The following is a 16029-nucleotide window of genomic DNA, read 5'->3' as shown; positions in this document are numbered from 1 at the left end:
TTAACGAAAAATAGGGCGTTTCGGCTTTTAGAAGTTAGTTTGACCGAACCGAATTCTGTACGGTTTTTCCCCCTTGTCTTCTTTCCTTCCTTGTCCCCTTGTCTTGTCTCCACCCTTAAATAAAAAACCTACACCTGTCAGATGAGGGGGGTAGGGGGACGGAAGGGGGATCTAAAAAGGGAAACTTCCATTTTCACAAAAGCTAGGGGTAAGAAAATGCAGAGTAATTAAGACACCCAGAATCGCACTAACAATTATACCTGTAGCAATTCGTTTAATTCGTACAAACTGTGCCAACTGACTCGCCCAAATATATTCTCGGTGTTCTTGAAGTGGCAATGGTGTATTGTTGTCCGATGCAACCAACCAAGCTGTTGCTTCCCAGAGTTGTTTACCACGTAGCAAATAACTGCGATCCCGATCATGAAAAACCCAATCCCGCCAGAGTCCGTAGAATTTAGTATGTAATCTGGCGTCTTCTGGATTAATATTGAGAGCATTCAATAATTTGGTTAAGCAAACGCCAAAATCCTCTTCTGGAGTAAAAAACATCCAGTTGATAGATCGCAGTGATAGAGGAACTGGATCAGGTTGCTCAATCACAATCGGAAAAATCCGTTTACCTTGACTTAAAGCATACTCTAACTCTTGACCACAAACCTTAGATATCGCTGAGTTTGGAGTTAGCATAAATAGAAAATAATCCGAATCTTCAATCCCTCGCTTAATTTCCTCCCACCACTCAACCGCTGGTGGAATATCTTCCCAATCTACCCAGATTTCATAATTCGGAGACAAAGCGACGTAGAGCTTTTGAACGAATACTTTGTCCTTGTGGGAGTAAGAGAAAAATAACATACTGCCACGCTCTTGAATGTCCAGTTTTCGGAAACGAGACTGGAACAAAGACAGCAGCTTCTTGGTAAAACGCGGAGGAAGAGAATGATTACTTGGGGGGTGAATGCTAGTCATCTGATATCTAAAAATATACTATAAGGCTTGAATTTTTGGAGACTTCATAGCAGCCAGGAAAAATTCCGGACATTGTTAAAAAATCTTGATAATTTTGGCAGAATAACTTTTGATATATTAATTTTCTCTAAGTTATTAGTCAAATTTCGAGTATCGACAGCTTTGTCCCTTGAAAAGAACTGAATTCGTGGGTGGAGTCGATTGAACCATAGGGAGATGTGCCAGGATCACGCCTTCGGTAACCTAAACCTAAACCCAACTCAAGGAGAGAATAATGCTGAAGAATTCCCAAACGCCCAATCAGACAAACCCGGAAAAGGGTGCAGAGAGTGGCAATTCAGACTCCATCAATCTGGATGCGATCGCCACTGACACCACCAATGCGATTAACCAACTCCCCACAGCCACACAGACGCAGCTTACAGGAACCAAAGAACTCCTGAGACAACTGCAGCGTATTATTGAGGCGGAGGATAACTTATCCCCCCAAGACAAAGCCCAAGCCTTAGAACAGGTGAAGATACTCGCCGAAGCCGGGAAGAATCCCCAAGCGCCCCAGAAACAGGGAACAGGGTTCTCATAACTCCAACCTTGACCCTTCTGCCAAAACTCAGTGAATGCCCCCCTTAGGTGCGGTGAATACTACTCCAATAGGGTATTGAACCGAATCCCTCTACCTTTTGGGTTTTTGTATTCTAAAAACATAGAAAGAGGTGGTTCTAAAAAACCCCTGAAATACTCACTTCGTTTTTAGAGGGTTATACATTATGGCACTGATTCGTTGGGAACCGTTCCGGGAAATTGATTCCTTACAAACTGAAATGAACCGTCTGTTTGACAGCCTCACACCGACAAGCCGTTCTGAATGGGCAGGAAACTTTGTTCCTCCCGCCGAAATGCACGAAAATGGGGATGCGGTTTACCTCAAACTCGAAGTTCCAGGCATAGACGCCAAAAATCTGGACGTACAAGTTACTGCAGAAGCCGTCTCCATTAGTGGTCAACGCCAAGCTGAAACCAAGACTGACCAAAAAGGTGTTACGCGAAGTGAATTCCGCTATGGCAAATTCCAACGGGTAATTCCCTTACCCGCTCGAATTCAGAACGATAAAGTGGAAGCCGATTACAAAGATGGCATCTTGATGCTAACTCTGCCCAAAGCAGAAGCCGAAAAAACCAAAGTAGTCAAAGTTAACATCGGCTAATCTTAGCCAAACACTCCTATGGGCGCACCGACGTGCGCCCTATTTCCCTGAGGTACACAGACAGATCCCCGACTTCTCCAAGAAGTCGGGGATCTTGCTTAAGGCTGTACTTCATCCGGACAATAATCCAGGACAAATTACAATTAAAGGAACTGACTAAATCTCGAATCCGCTTGTAGGGTTTTCAGTACCTGCTTAATTTCTTGGGTGCGGTCTTTTTTCACAATTAACGTCACCCCACCATCTCGCACAACCACCACATCTTCTAAGCCAATCGTCACAATCACCTCATCCTGATCACTGGTATAAAGAATCGCCCCTTGGGTATCTTTCCCTACATGAGTTGCCAGTTCCACATTCGCCGCCTCTCCCTTGTGCAAGCGTTCTAAGGCATTCCAATCTCCCAAGTCATCCCAATCAAACGCAGTCGGGAGAACATAAGCCAGTTGGGTTTTCTCCATTAAGGCATAATCAATACTGATTTTAGGTAGTTTAGAATAAGCATCAATCCCCTGTTGTTGTAACGGATTGATAATATCAGCCGCATACGTGTTTAGTTCCGCTAAAACGACGCCAGCCCGGAAAATAAACATCCCACCATTCCAGCTAAATTCCCCCGTCGCCAGAAATTTCTCGGCTGTTTCTCGGTCTGGCTTTTCTGTAAATCGAGCCACCCGATAAATTGGTAAATTATTAAATGTTCCGGCGGGTTCTCCTTGTTCGATATAACCGTAACCTGTAGAGGGGTAGTCCGGGGCAATTCCTAAGGTGACAATCGCCGCTTCAGTCGCCGCTAACTGAGTCGCCGCCTCAATGGTCTGCTGAAACGCCTGCTGGTCTGCAATCCAATGGTCTGCTGGAAAAAAGCCAACCACCGCATCTTCTCCATAGTGACGCGCAATTTCTAAGGTTGCCCACGCCACAGCAGGTGCAGTATCCCGCCCTTCGGGTTCGGCTAATATATGCTCGTTATTAAGTTGGGGTAACTGTTGTTTCACCCCGTCGGCTAATTGAGCCGATGTGATCACCCAGACATTGGCTGAACCTCCCGCCAATTGACTGAGACGGTCAGCCGTGGTCTGTAATAAACTCTTTCCACTACCATCTAAACTTAAGAACTGCTTAGGTCGGTGTTTGCGGCTAAGGGGCCAAAACCGTTCACCTTTGCCGCCAGCTAAAATTACAGGTATTAATTGACTCATTGTCCGTGCTATTCTGATTGTCTGCTACATCCTAGCCTGGGAGAGCGGAGGGGCGGAGGGAGCTGGGGGAGCTGGGGAAGCAGGGGGAGCAGGGGGAGCAGGGGAAGCAGGGGAAGCAGGGGGAGTGGGCTGGGTAACGTTATAATCCAGCAATAGATTCGGTGAACGTCAAAGAATCCAGAACAGTTTGTGTGTGGTGAGGGTAAAACAACGTGTCGAACAGTTCCCAAACTAGCTGGAGTTTTCAAGTCTCCCATCCAGAAAGTTATCCGCGATCGCAGGGCGACTCTGATGTCGCTGAAAATGATAATGGGGGTTCCCCGCCTCCCCCACCGCCAGAGGGTGATGACGGAGAGTCCCATTCCGATGATCATTCAAATCAATCCAGTGGTGGTCGCTATATGCGCTGGTTTCTGTGGAGTGCGGCGTTTATCTTAACCGCTACAGTATCTGCTACCTTGGGCGCAACGGTTGCCCTAATTACCCCTCTGTCCCCCTTAATCGTGCCGCAAAATTTTGTCCCTGGCGCGAAAGAAAATTCCTGGCGACAAGCGTTTCGCTATGATTTAGCCCGACCCGTCAACATCCTGGTCATGGGAATTGACCGCGTTTCCGATAATGACAAAAACTCCTCCGACGTTTTCAGTGGTCGCAGCGATACTATGCTGCTGTTACGCCTCGACCCGACAGAAGAGTCTGTGACGATGCTTTCCATTCCTCGGGATACCCAAGTGGAACTTCCGGAGGTAGGACTTGCCAAAATCAATGATGCCAATGTGGAAGGGGGTGCAGCGTTAGCCGCACGGGTGGTGAGCCGTACTCTGAATGATGCACCCGTTGATCGCTATGTGCGGGTGACTACGGATGCATTTCGGGAACTGGTAGACCTGGTGGGGGGAGTTGAGGTATTTGTTCCCTATCCGATGCAGTATGAGGATGTCACCCAGGATTTGTACATTGATTTAGAACCGGGATGGCAAATCTTAAATGGAGACCAAGCCGAACAGTTTGCTCGATTTCGTAAAGACGGCTACGGCGACATTGGTCGAGTTCAGCGCCAACAAACGCTACTCAAGGCGCTGCGTCAACGGTTGCTCAGTCCCAAGGTGCTACCGCGTTTACCCCAAATCATTCGGGTGATGCAGCAATATATTGATACCAATCTCAGTTTAGAAGAAATGCTGGCGCTGGTGGGCTTTGGCTTAGATTTAGACAAAGATAATTTTCAGATGGTACTTTTGCCCGGTCGCTTCAGTGATCCAGAGGAATATGTTGCCAGCTATTGGATTATGGATTCTGCCGGACGCGATCGCGTTATGCAACAATACTTTCAGCAAACCCTTGACTGGAGTTCATCGGAGATTCGGCGTTCTCCCCAACGGTTGCGAATTGCGATTCAAAATGCCACAGATGACCCGAAATTAGCTCACGAAGTTGCTCGATATTTGGCGAAAAACGACTTCTATAATGTCTACATCATACGGGATTGGCCCGATCAGGTACGCGAAACTCAGATTATTGTGCAACAAGGCGATTTGAAAGCAGCAACCACCTTGAAAAGGGTTTTGCAACTCGGTCACGTCGAAGCCTCTTCCACAGGAGATATTGAATCCGATTTAACCATTCGTGTGGGTGAGGATTGGTTGATTCGACACCCAGAATCGGAGGAATAATGCTGGGGGAGTTATCCGTTATCAGTGAGCAGTTATCAGTTATCAGAAGTAGGGGGAGCAGAGGGAGCTGGGGGAGCTGGGGAAGATGAGGGAGATGGGGGAGGTGAGGGAGATGGGGGAGGTGAATGATCAATGACTAGAAAAGAGTTGTATGTGTAGGGGCGGGTTTCACTACTATCGTTTTTTGCCCACCCTAATGTCACTAAACCCGCCCTGTCTAAATGATGAATTTCTGGACAAATAACGAAGGACGAAGGACGAAGGACGAAGGACGAATGACAAATGATGAATGACAAATAACAAATGAATTGCCGACTTAACCAACAAATTCAATTCATTGTTGAAATTGACAAACTCAAGGGAATTCTTCGCCAAACCCGATTAACTGATGATTCTCGTCAGGAAAACAGCGCCGAACATTCTTGGCATTTGGCATTGATGGCAATTATTCTGGCTGAGTATGCACCTCCTCAGGTTGACCTGGGACGAGCGATAACGATGGTGTTGCTGCATGATTTAGTTGAAATTGATGCAGGAGATACGTTCTGCTATGACGTACAGGGAAATCAGGATAAAGCGGTTCGGGAAGAAAAAGCCGCTACCCGGATTTTTGGCATGTTACCCGAAGACCAAGGGCAATCGTTACGGGAAATCTGGGATGAATTTGAAGCCGTCACCACGCCGACTGCCCGATTTGCCGTCGCTCTAGACCGTTTACAACCCCTGCTGCTAAATCAACAGAATCACGGTGGAACTTGGCAGCTTCATGATATTACTGAACCTCAAGTGATGCAACGTATGGAACCTGTGCAAGAGGGTACACCTCAGCTTTGGGGATTGGTTGAGCAAATTGTGGCGGACTGTATTAAAGCGGGTTATTTACAAAATGCGCGATCGCTCTCCACTGAGAGTCAAGTAGACTAGATTATTATGTCTATTGTTGTGGCTCGAAATCTGAGCAAAGTCTATCCCGTAGCGGTCAAACAACCCGGTATTAAGGGTACTCTCACCCACTTTTTGCGCCGAAAGTACCGCTCTGTCGTTGCTGTACAAAATGTTTCCTTTGAAATTGGCATGGGGGAAGTGGTGGGATTTCTCGGTCCCAATGGTGCCGGTAAAACCACGACGTTGAAAATGCTCACCGGACTTGTTCACCCTTCCGGGGGTGAGGTTAAGGTGGCGGGTCATCAGCCATTTCAGCGGGAATCGAGCTTTTTGCAGCAGATTACCCTAGTCATGGGTCAAAAGCAACAACTGCTTTGGGACTTACCCGCCTGGGATTCCCTGAGAATCAACGCCGCCGTTTATGGAATTTCTCACAACCAATTTCAACGTCGCGTCGGGGAACTGGCAGAAATGTTATCCTTAGAAGCCAAACTCACGCAACCCGTGCGGAAACTCTCCCTCGGAGAACGCATGAAAGCTGAATTGCTGGCGGCGCTTTTGCATCAACCCCAAGTCTTATTTTTAGATGAACCCACGTTGGGATTGGATGTTAATGCACAATTAGCGGTGCGGAATTTCTTACGCGAGTACAACCAGCGCACGGGAGCCACCGTTTTATTGACCAGTCACTACATGGCAGATATTACGGCGCTGTGTCAGCGAGTGCTGCTAATTTATGAAGGGCAGATGATTTATGATGGCAGCTTGGAGGGACTCCTCAATCGCTTTGCGCCCTATCGGGAGGTGAAAGTAGAACTGGCTCAACCCTTGTCAAAAGAGGAATTATCAGGTTATGCAGAAATAGAAGCGGTAGATGGGTTAGCAGTACGTTTCCTCGTGCAGCGTGACAAGCTGACAAGTACCGTGGCTCGAATTTTAGCGGATTTAGAGGTGATAGATTTAACGGTTAGTGACCCCCCCATCGAAGAAGTCATCGGTCGGGTTTTCCGAGCCGGAGTTGTTTCGTGATTTTTGGTCATTGGTCATTGGTCATTTGTCATTGGTCATTGGTCATTGGTCATTTGTCCAGAAATTAATCATTTGGACAGGGCGGGTTTAGTGACATTAGGGTGGGCAAAAAACGATAGTAGTGAAACCCGCCCCTACATAGAAAACTTTTTTCTAGTCATTAATTATTTACCTTCCCCATCTGCCCCACCACAATACTGATTCAGCAGCGTCTAATTACTATGAAGCGATTAATTTATACCAGTAAGATATTTCTGTCTGTTTACTATGCTCACATGTTAGAATACAGGGCAGAGCTTTTTTTTTGGATACTTTCCAATAGCTTGCCGCTGATTCTTATGGGGGTTTGGATGCAGGCAGCTCAAGCCGGGGAGTTTGAGCTAACTCCTGAAGAATTTATGCGTTACTTCCTATCCGTTTTTATCGTTCGCCAGTTTACTGTGGTGTGGATGATTTTTGATTTTGAACGGGAAGTGGTAGAAGGCAGACTATCTCCTAAACTCCTGCAACCCATTGATCCTGTATGGCATCATGTTGCAGGTCATCTATCTGAACGCTTTGTTCGCCTACCTTTATCGGTTATACTTTTAGGTTTGTTCTTTCTCCTCTATCCCCCAGCCTTTTGGTTGCCTGGTTTGGGTGATATACTATTATTTATATTCATCACGGCAATGGCATTTGCCCTACGATTTTTAATCCAATATACCTTTGCCCTATTTGCATTTTGGACAGAGCGAGCCAGTTCACTGGAACAATTTTGGTATTTATTCTATTTGTTTCTGTCAGGAATGATGGCACCGTTGGAAGTTTTTCCCCCTACAGTCCGAGCCGTTGCCGAGTGGACACCTTTCCCTTACTTGGCTCATTTTCCTGCCGCGTTGTTAGTTGGGCTACCTGTTAATTTTGTCAAAGGAATTTTGGTTATGGTGGGTTGGGGATTGTTATTCTTTGGCGTCAATCGCTGGTTGTGGCGCAAGGGATTGAAGCAGTATTCGGGAATGGGAGCTTGAGATGGGCGGAGGTGCAGGGGTGCTGGGGAAATATAGACGTGCCATGGCACGTCTGGAAGATGAGAGCGGGTTGAGTAACATTAGGGTGAGAATAAACTATAATAGCCAAATCCGCCCCTACACATCGCTCAGGGCGGGTTTTGAACAAACTTTATTATCCACAACTAAAAGAAAGTTCCTCAACCCGCCCCTACAAATCATTTTCCCTGAGCAAGGTTAAGGGTTCCCTAATCTCCAATCACTACTTTTGGTCAAATTTGGCAACCGCGTTCTGGAAGGATTGCTGTAAATCCAGCCAAGCGGCTTCTACACCAATTTTGATATCTTCCCAAGCATCTTGACTAGCCGTCTGGAGTTCTTCCAGTTTCTTTTGCACCGCAACCTGTCTTGTTTGCAGTTCCTCAAGCAGGCTAGTGTACTGAATCTTAGTATCAGCCTGGGCTTGGGCTGCCTTGGCTTTCATTTCATCAACCTGAGCATTTAGCTTGTTTAACTCAGCTTGCACTTTGTCTCGGTATATCTGTTGCTGGTTTGGTTCGGTAGCCATAAGAATACCTCATTAACGTCAAAAATTTGCCTCAAAAAGGCTGGGTACGCCTCAAAAAGGCTGGATAAAACCATAAATGTTTAATTCCTCCTTCATTATTGAGTGATTCGTCTGGTTCATTCATCTATCTTTTGAATGATATAATCCAATTCTGTCTTCTATCTAGCGAGATAACTAATTTGTTGTAGCGTCTGATACGCTCAGTTGAAATAGGGGTGATGCACTTGCCCCGATTTGTTTGCAGTGACTATCCAACGGGAAAATGGTAGACCAAGCTCTAAGCCAACAAACCCATGCCGATTCCTACAAACACCGGGGTCGGAACTGGTGGAACAAGCTCACCGCCTTAATTGCATGGGCAAATATCCTGCTGGCATTATTCAATCTCAGCTATATCCCATTGCGGGATGTTTATGTGCGAGAATTTCCCGCGATCGCAACATTCTATGACCCGGTGAAAAGTATTGAGCCTCATCCGGATACCCAACGTTATCTCCAAACCGTTGATGCTTTAACTGTACAACTCTCCCAGCAAGGACTACAAGCACCGCCAACCGAGCAAGTCTTGCAAGAGTTGCGCCAACAAAGTAATGATCTGATTGAAGAGAACCCATTTTTGGCAGCCAATAAGTTTGGTACATTCGCTAAATTGAAGCGGCGGATGCGGGATCATCTGAATACGGAATCAGCCAAGCAAGCCTTTGCGCGATTTTGGCGACAGGAGTATCTGGTGCAAGTGGGCTGGGAAAACGCCCTCTCATTCTTTAACAGCGATATTCGACCGCTACTGAACAGCAATTATTTTCGACCCACCGACGAAAATGGTCAACTTGTTGATAACTTCTGGCGTATTGACCTTTATTTTATTGCCTTTTTTGGGATTGAGCTTTTATTCCGTACCTTCTTCATGTCTCGACGCCAAGAGAAGTTGACCTGGGGAGATACCCTCTGGCGGCGTTGGTACGACATGCTGCTGCTACTTCCCACCTGGCGCTGGTTACGCATTATTCCGGCATCCGTGCGATCGCATCAATCGGGATTGTTCAATATGGAGCGAATTTTAGCACAAGTCACCCATGAACCAGCGGCGTATTTGGCAGATCGGGTATCGATGTTTTTGATGGTGCGACTGATTAATCAAACCAAAGAATCTGTTGATAAAGGAGATATGGCGCGTGCCATCTTGCAACCTGAGGCTTATGTTCAAGTTAGTGATATTAATAAAGTTGATGCGATTACAGACAGACTTTTAGAACTCTCGATTTATAAAGTCTTACCCCAAGTTCAACCCGATTTACAGGCATTGTTGCATCATAGTCTCAAGGGAGCGCTGCAACAATCAGATTTTTACACGGGATTGCGACAAGTACCGGGAATGAAAGGGTTGCCCAAAGAGGTTATGGAAAACCTGGCTAATTATTTAGCCCAAGCCACTTATGAAGTCATAGCCACCTCCTACTCTGATCTGCAAGGGCGACAACTATTTGACCAACTAAGTCATAATTTTAAGTACGCCCTGCGGGAAGAACTACAGGATGAGGCAACCCAGTTAGAACTTCAGTCGTTGCTGTCTGATTTGTTAGAAGAATTTAAGATTAATTATGTGCAGCGTTCAACTGATGAAGATCCGGAAGCCACTTTAGAAGAAGCTGATCAACTGCGTCAAGAGATGGAAAATCCCAAAATTCAGTAGTGTTTCACATTCTACAGGTCAAGTTATTCCCTACGCCAAAATGGGCGTAGATGCTAGTATTTGAAAGGATAATAAAGGCAGCGATCGCGAGTGGTGACCATGACATCGACAAAACTCTCTCCTCAAGTAACAATTCCCCGCTTAGAAAACGGCGATAAACTCAACCGTATTGAATTTGAGCATCGCTATTCAGCTATGCCTGATCTGAAAAAAGCGGAATTAATTGAAGGAATCGTTTATATGGCATCTCCCCTCCGGATTACCCAACATGGCGAACCCCATGCTCATATTATGTTGTGGCTAGGCTTCTACACAAGTTTCACTCCTAATCTGCAATTGGGCGACAATTGTACAGTTAGGCTGGATCTCGATAACGAACCTCAACCGGATGCTATTCTGAGAATTAAAGTCGGTGGACAATCAACGATTAGCGACGATGATTATATCGAAGGTGCGCCTGAGTTAATCGTAGAAATTGCGGCGAGTAGTGTTTCCATTGATTTGCACCAAAAATTCAACGTATATCGCCGCAATGGAGTACAAGACTATTTGGTATGGCGAGTTGAAAACGGAGAATTAGATTGGTTTAGGTTAAATGCAGGAGATTATGTTAAAGTTGAGTCCAATAGCGATGGGATAATTTGTTCAGTTGTTTTTCCAGGATTGTGGCTAGATAGAACGGCGTTATTAGCTGGAGATTTAGCCAAGGTTTTAGAGGTATTGCAGCAGGGATTAGCCAGTCAGGATCATCAAGATTTTGTTTCAGACTTGGCATCACGTCAGTAGGTGTTAGGTGTTAAATTTTAATTGAAATGGCATTTAAAATTGACATTGGGGGAGCGCAAAAACCCTGGATATGCCGTAGGGTGGGTTGAGCGAAGTCGAAACCGACCCAGTTTAAGGAGCATGACATTTTAAGTGTTAAGTTTTTTTATAGAGTAGAAACGCGATCGCAATGGATTATCCCGATATCGATATTGCCCCTCTCATTGATCATGCTCTCCTCTCGCCCACGGCGACACCTGAACAGGTAGAAAAATGGTGTCGTGAAGCTGATCGATTTCAGTTTGCCACAGTCTGTGTCTATCCGGTGTACGTCAAACTCGCGGCTGAACTCTTACACAACAAAACGCCCAAGGTTTGTACCGTGATTGGCTTTCCCAGTGGCGCTACCACAACTGCGGCTAAACTCTACGAAGCCCAAGAAGCAGTAGAAAATGGCGCGACGGAATTGGATGTCGTGCTTCATCTAGGGGCATTAAAAACTGGAAACACCGACGCTATCTATCGCGAAATTGCCCCAATCTGCGAGGAAACAGGGCAAACCGTCAAAGTTATCTTAGAAACAACGCTTTTAACCGACACGGAAAAACAACTCGCCGCCGAAATTTGCATTGATGCTGGGGCGCAATATCTCAAAACCAGTACAGGTTGGCATGGAGGTGCAACGGTGTCGGATGTCAAATTTTTGAAAGACTTGACAAAAGGACAAATCGGGATTGAGGCTTCAGGAGGTATCCGCACCATCGAACAAGCGTTAGATTTAGTCATAGCCGGAGCAACCCGATTAGGAACCTCTCGTGGACCAGAGTTGTTGCAACAGCGTGAGGGAAAAGACAAGGAATGAGGTTTAAGTATGTAGGGGCGGGTTTAACCAATAACGTGGCGACTCAAACCATTAACGTAACTAAACCCGCCCCCACCAAATCCGAGAGTCTTGACATGACACGAATGACAAATGACAAATGACTAAAACCTATAACGCCACGGGGATTAATCTGAAAAGTATGCCGCTAGGTGAAGCCGATCGCCTAGTCACGATTTTAACGCCAGAGTGGGGATTGATTCGGGTAGTGGCACCAGGTTCCCGCAAACAGAACTCGAAATTGGCGGGTAGAATGGGCTTGTTTGTCGTGAATCAGTTACTGATCTACAAAGGGCGATCGCTTGATAAAATTACTCAAGCTGAAACCTTGGAATCCTATCCGGGATTGGCGAAGGATTTAGGCAAGCTGGCGGCAAGTCAGTACCTAGCGGAATTAGTCTTATGTCATGCTCTAAGTGAGCAACCCCAAGCCGAATTGTACGCTTTGTTTAATGAGCATCTGCGGCGATTGGAACAGTTACCCCCATTAAGCAGCAGTCACTCCGGTACATCTCTCCTTTTGGCACACCTTTGCCAGGGGATTTTTCACCTATTGGCGTTAGCTGGGATTGCGCCGCAAGTGCAACAGTGTTGTATCTCTCAGCACCCGATTCAGCCTGATTTTACGGATCAGAATTGGCAAGTCGGGTTTAGTGTGGAGGTGGGTGGAACCTATCGTTTAGCGGTAGAGGCGTCTCAACCTCAGAGGGTACTCCACCCCGTTGCTAGCCGTAGCCATGGTGTCGATCAATCCCCTCTGCCACGGTTGACCTGTAAACTGAATGCCATTGAATTAACAATAGTACAACAGCTCGCGGCGGCTGAGTTATCCCCGTCATGCCTAGACGCGATCGCGCCCCTCTGGGTAAAAGTGGAGCGCATGTTACGGGATTATGCCCAGTATCACTTTGGTCGTTCCATTCGTTCAGCCGCGTTAGTAGACGCCTTGGCGATGTCTGCCGAATCATAGACCCGCCATACATAATTTACCGGACACCGCGTATCTTTAGACAAGGGCGAGTCGAGACAGGTTAATTCTCACACCGCCATATTTGTGCAGCGACTCGCCCCTACAACCGCACTAATCCCGAACATCCTGAAAATCATGGCAATCGATTCCCTATAAATAATTTGTGGTCTAATTTAGCATCTGTCCACAAACGAACATAGATGGTTTTTACGGCGAAAGCCGTCCTCCACGAAGTCAAAAGCCCACACTCTACCTGATTAGAGATTAGCGCTGGGTAGTTCACATGCGATGATAGAGAAAGTGTAGTTTCATACAAAACCGATCAAAATACCTGGAGTGGACGATTCACCCATTGGGTTGATCAGCCACAGCAGCCAACTGAAGAGTAAAGAATGCGATTATCTGAATCTGAATCCAAACGAGTTAACCAACATCCTGCCCAAAAAAAGTCATCGTCTGCGACTAAGCGCAATTATCGAGAACCTCACCAGCCGCCGCGTCAAGCAGAGAACGTCCCGGCGAAAACGGCTGAACCGCCTGCTGAACCGAGCAAACAAGGGTTTGTACCCGTTCTGAAAAATGTAAACTTTTTAACCTTGTGGAGTGGTCAGGTTTTTTCGCAGCTTGCTGATAAAATCTATCTGGTGTTGATGATTGCCTTGATTGCTAGCCACTTTCAGGCGGCGGGAACTAGCATCAGTGGTTGGGTTTCAGCCTTGATGATTGCGTTTACGATTCCGGCTGTCCTGTTTGGTTCTCTGGCGGGAGTATTCGTGGATCGCTGGTCAAAAAAGGCGGTACTTGTCTCGACAAATCTGCTGCGAGGTGTTTTGGTTTGGTCCGTTCCGGCGGTGTTATGGCTGACTCAGGATTGGAGTCCCATCTATAAGTTACCTGTCGGCTTCTATGGCTTGTTAATTATCACATTCCTAGTTTCGACCTTAACCCAATTTTTTGCCCCGGCTGAACAAGCGGTTATTCCGTTGATTGTCAAGCGTCGTCATTTGCTCTCGGCGAATTCCCTTTATACCACGACGATGATGGCATCCTTGATTATTGGATTTGCCGTAGGTGATCCCCTTTTAGCATTGACCGATAAATTGGTGGCGCAGTTGGGGATTGACTGGCAATTTGGCAAGGAATTGGTTGTCGGTGGGGGGTATGCGATCGCGGGATTGTTGCTGCTAGTGCTGAAAACTGGTGAAAATACTGAACCCACTGAAGGTGAAACCCCCCACGTTTTTGCCGATATCTGGGAGGGACTGCTTTACCTCAAACGGCAACGGCGCGTCCGCAATGCCATGATTCAATTAGTTATATTATTCTCCATTTTCGCCGCTTTAGCCGTGTTAGCGGTACGACTCGCCGAAACCCTTCCAGGAATGAAAGCCTCACAGTTTGGCTTCTTACTGGCAATGGGAGGAGTTGGAATGGCGGCGGGTGCAGCGATTCTGGGACATTGGGGTCAGTATTTTACCCACAATCGCTTGAGTCTCTATGGATCAATCGGCATGTCAGCAGCGCTAGTGGGATTATCGGTATTTACTCATAATCTCTGGATGGCGTTAGCAATGACCGCCCTGTTGGGGATGTGTGGGGCGATGGTAGGGATTCCCATGCAAACCACCATTCAAGCCGAAACCCCGGAAGAGATGCGGGGGAAGGTTTTTGGGCTGCAAAATAATGGCGTGAATATTGCCCTGAGTCTGCCCTTAGCCTTAGCGGGTTTAGCCGAAACCTGGCTGGGTTTAGCTCCCGTCTTATTTAGTTTAGCCATAATTGCGATCGCGGGAGGGTGCTTAAACTGGTATATTTCCGGTACAGGATCAGCGATGTTAACCCACGCTGACAAATAGAGACTCACGATTCAACTTGAATGCATATCGCCTGGATCGGAAAAAAATCACCCTTTTGTGGCAATGTCACTTACGGTCGAGAAGTTACTAATGCTTTACTCGACCGGGGATACCAAGTTAGTTTTCTCCATTTTGCCCACGACGAAACCGCCGCAGATCCCCTGTGTTCGGGTTGTCAGGAGGTATCCCTCCCTTGCTTGTATAAATCCCAAGTTTATACGATTCCCTCACCCAAAGCGAGTAAGGTGCTAAAACAGGCTCTACAGCAACTGCGCCCGGATTTAGTCCATGCGTCTCTCACTTTGTCTCCCTTAGATTTTCTGCTTCCAGAAATCTGTGAAGACCTGAATTTACCCCTCGTTGCCACATTTCATCCCCCCTTTGATGGCAAACGCCGCAATTTAAAATCGGGAACCCAACTGGTTGCTTATCAACTCTATGCCCCGTTTCTGGCACACTATGATCGGGTGATTATCTTTTCTCAACTGCAACGGGATTTGCTGGTGCGTTTGGGAGTTCCTCGCCATAAACTCGCTGTAATTCCCAATGGAGTTGATGTGCTCAAATATGCTCCTGGCACATCGAATTTGAAAGTCCGATTTGATGCCCAACGTCTATTTGTTTATCAAGGTCGCATTGCTACAGAAAAAAATGTAGAGGCGTTACTCAAGGCGTGGAAACAGTCGGAAATGGGCGATCGCTGTAAGCTTTTGATTGTCGGGAATGGACCTCTAGTTCCCACGTTAAGACCTTTTTATGATAGATACGATGGGATTCTCTGGTTAGGATTTGTGGCAGATGAACAGCAGCGGATTGAGATTCTGCAAGCTGCCGATGTATTTATTTTGCCGTCGTTATTAGAAGGACTCTCCTTATCATTACTCGAAGCCATGGCTTGTGGTTTGGCTTGTGTCGCCACCGATGCGGGGGCGGATGGTGAGGTTTTAGAAGGTGGCGCGGGTATTATTCTGAATACCCATCGGGTCACGTCTCAATTGAATACGCTATTGCCCTTGTTACGAGATCATACGGAATGGACAACGCTTCTGGGTCAAAAAGCTAGAGCTAGAGTTTTAGAACGCTATACCCTAAGTGGGAATATTAGTCAATTAGAAATTTTATATAAAGAGGTCTTGAAAGGAACTCAGGCTTGCGTTACTCATCCTAGTCCCTCCTCCTTATAAGCAATGCCAATTCGGGAGAATAAACTACCCAGACCTGCCTAACGGCTGAGGTCTGGGTTTTCAGTAGCCCTGAAGTCATCGAACAAGCTAAGCTGAACATATCTGGGAGTTCGGTTTAGCTTGCACGATAACCCCGTGCCTCCAGGCTGGTTTATAGA

General features: G+C 46.6%; 15 protein-coding genes. 12 read left to right on the top strand and 3 right to left on the bottom strand.

Annotation, left to right across the window (positions count from 1 at the left end; all coding sequences use genetic code 11):
* Window positions 1-171: 171 nt before the first annotated feature.
* The gene (locus RH949_RS24835; RefSeq protein ID WP_083798988.1) at window positions 172-972 is read right to left on the bottom strand and encodes a toll/interleukin-1 receptor domain-containing protein; all 801 of its coding nucleotides are present in this window, start codon (window positions 970-972) and stop codon (window positions 172-174) included.
* 274 nt (window positions 973-1246) lie between these two features.
* Here RH949_RS24835 and RH949_RS24830 point away from each other — a divergent pair, with 274 nt between their 5' ends.
* Both RH949_RS24830 and RH949_RS24825 read left to right on the top strand, forming a co-directional pair.
* Window positions 1247-1555, top strand: coding sequence for a hypothetical protein (locus RH949_RS24830; RefSeq protein ID WP_006100625.1), 309 nt, complete (start codon window positions 1247-1249; stop codon window positions 1553-1555).
* 184 nt (window positions 1556-1739) lie between these two features.
* On the top strand, window positions 1740-2177 hold the full coding sequence (locus tag RH949_RS24825) for an Hsp20/alpha crystallin family protein (RefSeq protein WP_446356908.1): 438 nt from the start codon (window positions 1740-1742) through the stop codon (window positions 2175-2177).
* A 143-nt stretch (window positions 2178-2320) separates the two neighbouring features.
* On the opposite strand, the gene RH949_RS24820 is transcribed toward RH949_RS24825, so the two are convergent.
* Complete coding sequence (locus RH949_RS24820; protein ID WP_446356906.1) at window positions 2321-3379, bottom strand: mannose-1-phosphate guanylyltransferase; 1059 nt, start codon at window positions 3377-3379, stop codon at window positions 2321-2323.
* 212 nt (window positions 3380-3591) lie between these two features.
* Between RH949_RS24820 and RH949_RS24815 the strand changes: the two genes are divergently transcribed.
* From RH949_RS24815 to RH949_RS24800, 4 genes are all read left to right on the top strand, one after another.
* Complete coding sequence (locus RH949_RS24815; RefSeq protein WP_446356904.1) at window positions 3592-5052, top strand: LCP family protein; 1461 nt, start codon at window positions 3592-3594, stop codon at window positions 5050-5052.
* Between the two features lie 303 nt (window positions 5053-5355).
* Complete coding sequence (locus tag RH949_RS24810; RefSeq protein WP_446356902.1) at window positions 5356-5976, top strand: HD domain-containing protein; 621 nt, start codon at window positions 5356-5358, stop codon at window positions 5974-5976.
* Window positions 5977-5982: 6 nt separating this feature from the next.
* A complete protein-coding gene (locus RH949_RS24805; protein ID WP_446356900.1) occupies window positions 5983-6966 on the top strand; it encodes an ABC transporter ATP-binding protein in 984 nt (327 codons plus the stop codon).
* A gap of 221 nt (window positions 6967-7187) precedes the next feature.
* Window positions 7188-7976 (top strand): ABC transporter permease, encoded by a 789-nt coding sequence (locus RH949_RS24800; protein WP_446356898.1) that lies wholly within the window; start codon window positions 7188-7190, stop codon window positions 7974-7976.
* Window positions 7977-8217: 241 nt separating this feature from the next.
* On the opposite strand, the gene RH949_RS24795 is transcribed toward RH949_RS24800, so the two are convergent.
* Complete coding sequence (locus RH949_RS24795) at window positions 8218-8523, bottom strand: hypothetical protein (protein ID WP_446356896.1); 306 nt, start codon at window positions 8521-8523, stop codon at window positions 8218-8220.
* Between the two features lie 262 nt (window positions 8524-8785).
* Between RH949_RS24795 and RH949_RS24790 the strand changes: the two genes are divergently transcribed.
* From RH949_RS24790 to RH949_RS24765, 6 genes are all read left to right on the top strand, one after another.
* Window positions 8786-10216: a hypothetical protein gene (locus tag RH949_RS24790; RefSeq protein WP_446356894.1), complete on the top strand. Its 1431-nt coding sequence runs from the start codon at window positions 8786-8788 to the stop codon at window positions 10214-10216.
* Window positions 10217-10315: 99 nt separating this feature from the next.
* Window positions 10316-11002, top strand: a complete 687-nt coding sequence (locus RH949_RS24785) for a Uma2 family endonuclease (protein ID WP_446356892.1) — start codon at window positions 10316-10318, stop codon at window positions 11000-11002.
* A 163-nt stretch (window positions 11003-11165) separates the two neighbouring features.
* Entirely contained in the window at window positions 11166-11843 is a 678-nt protein-coding gene (gene deoC / locus RH949_RS24780) for a deoxyribose-phosphate aldolase (RefSeq protein ID WP_044206557.1), read from the top strand.
* Between the two features lie 118 nt (window positions 11844-11961).
* Entirely contained in the window at window positions 11962-12831 is an 870-nt protein-coding gene (recO, locus tag RH949_RS24775) for a DNA repair protein RecO (RefSeq protein ID WP_446356890.1), read from the top strand.
* Window positions 12832-13223: 392 nt separating this feature from the next.
* A complete protein-coding gene (locus tag RH949_RS24770; RefSeq protein ID WP_446356888.1) occupies window positions 13224-14687 on the top strand; it encodes an MFS transporter in 1464 nt (487 codons plus the stop codon).
* Between the two features lie 20 nt (window positions 14688-14707).
* A complete protein-coding gene (locus RH949_RS24765; protein ID WP_006100401.1) occupies window positions 14708-15871 on the top strand; it encodes a glycosyltransferase family 4 protein in 1164 nt (387 codons plus the stop codon).
* Window positions 15872-16029 lie beyond the last annotated feature (158 nt).

Source organism: Coleofasciculus sp. A1-SPW-01, assembly GCF_040217205.1.
GTDB classification, from domain to species: Bacteria; Cyanobacteriota; Cyanobacteriia; order Cyanobacteriales; family Coleofasciculaceae; genus Coleofasciculus; species Coleofasciculus chthonoplastes_A.
The sequence above is the reverse complement of the archived record's forward strand: the minus strand, read 5'-3'. Positions and strand labels throughout refer to the sequence as shown.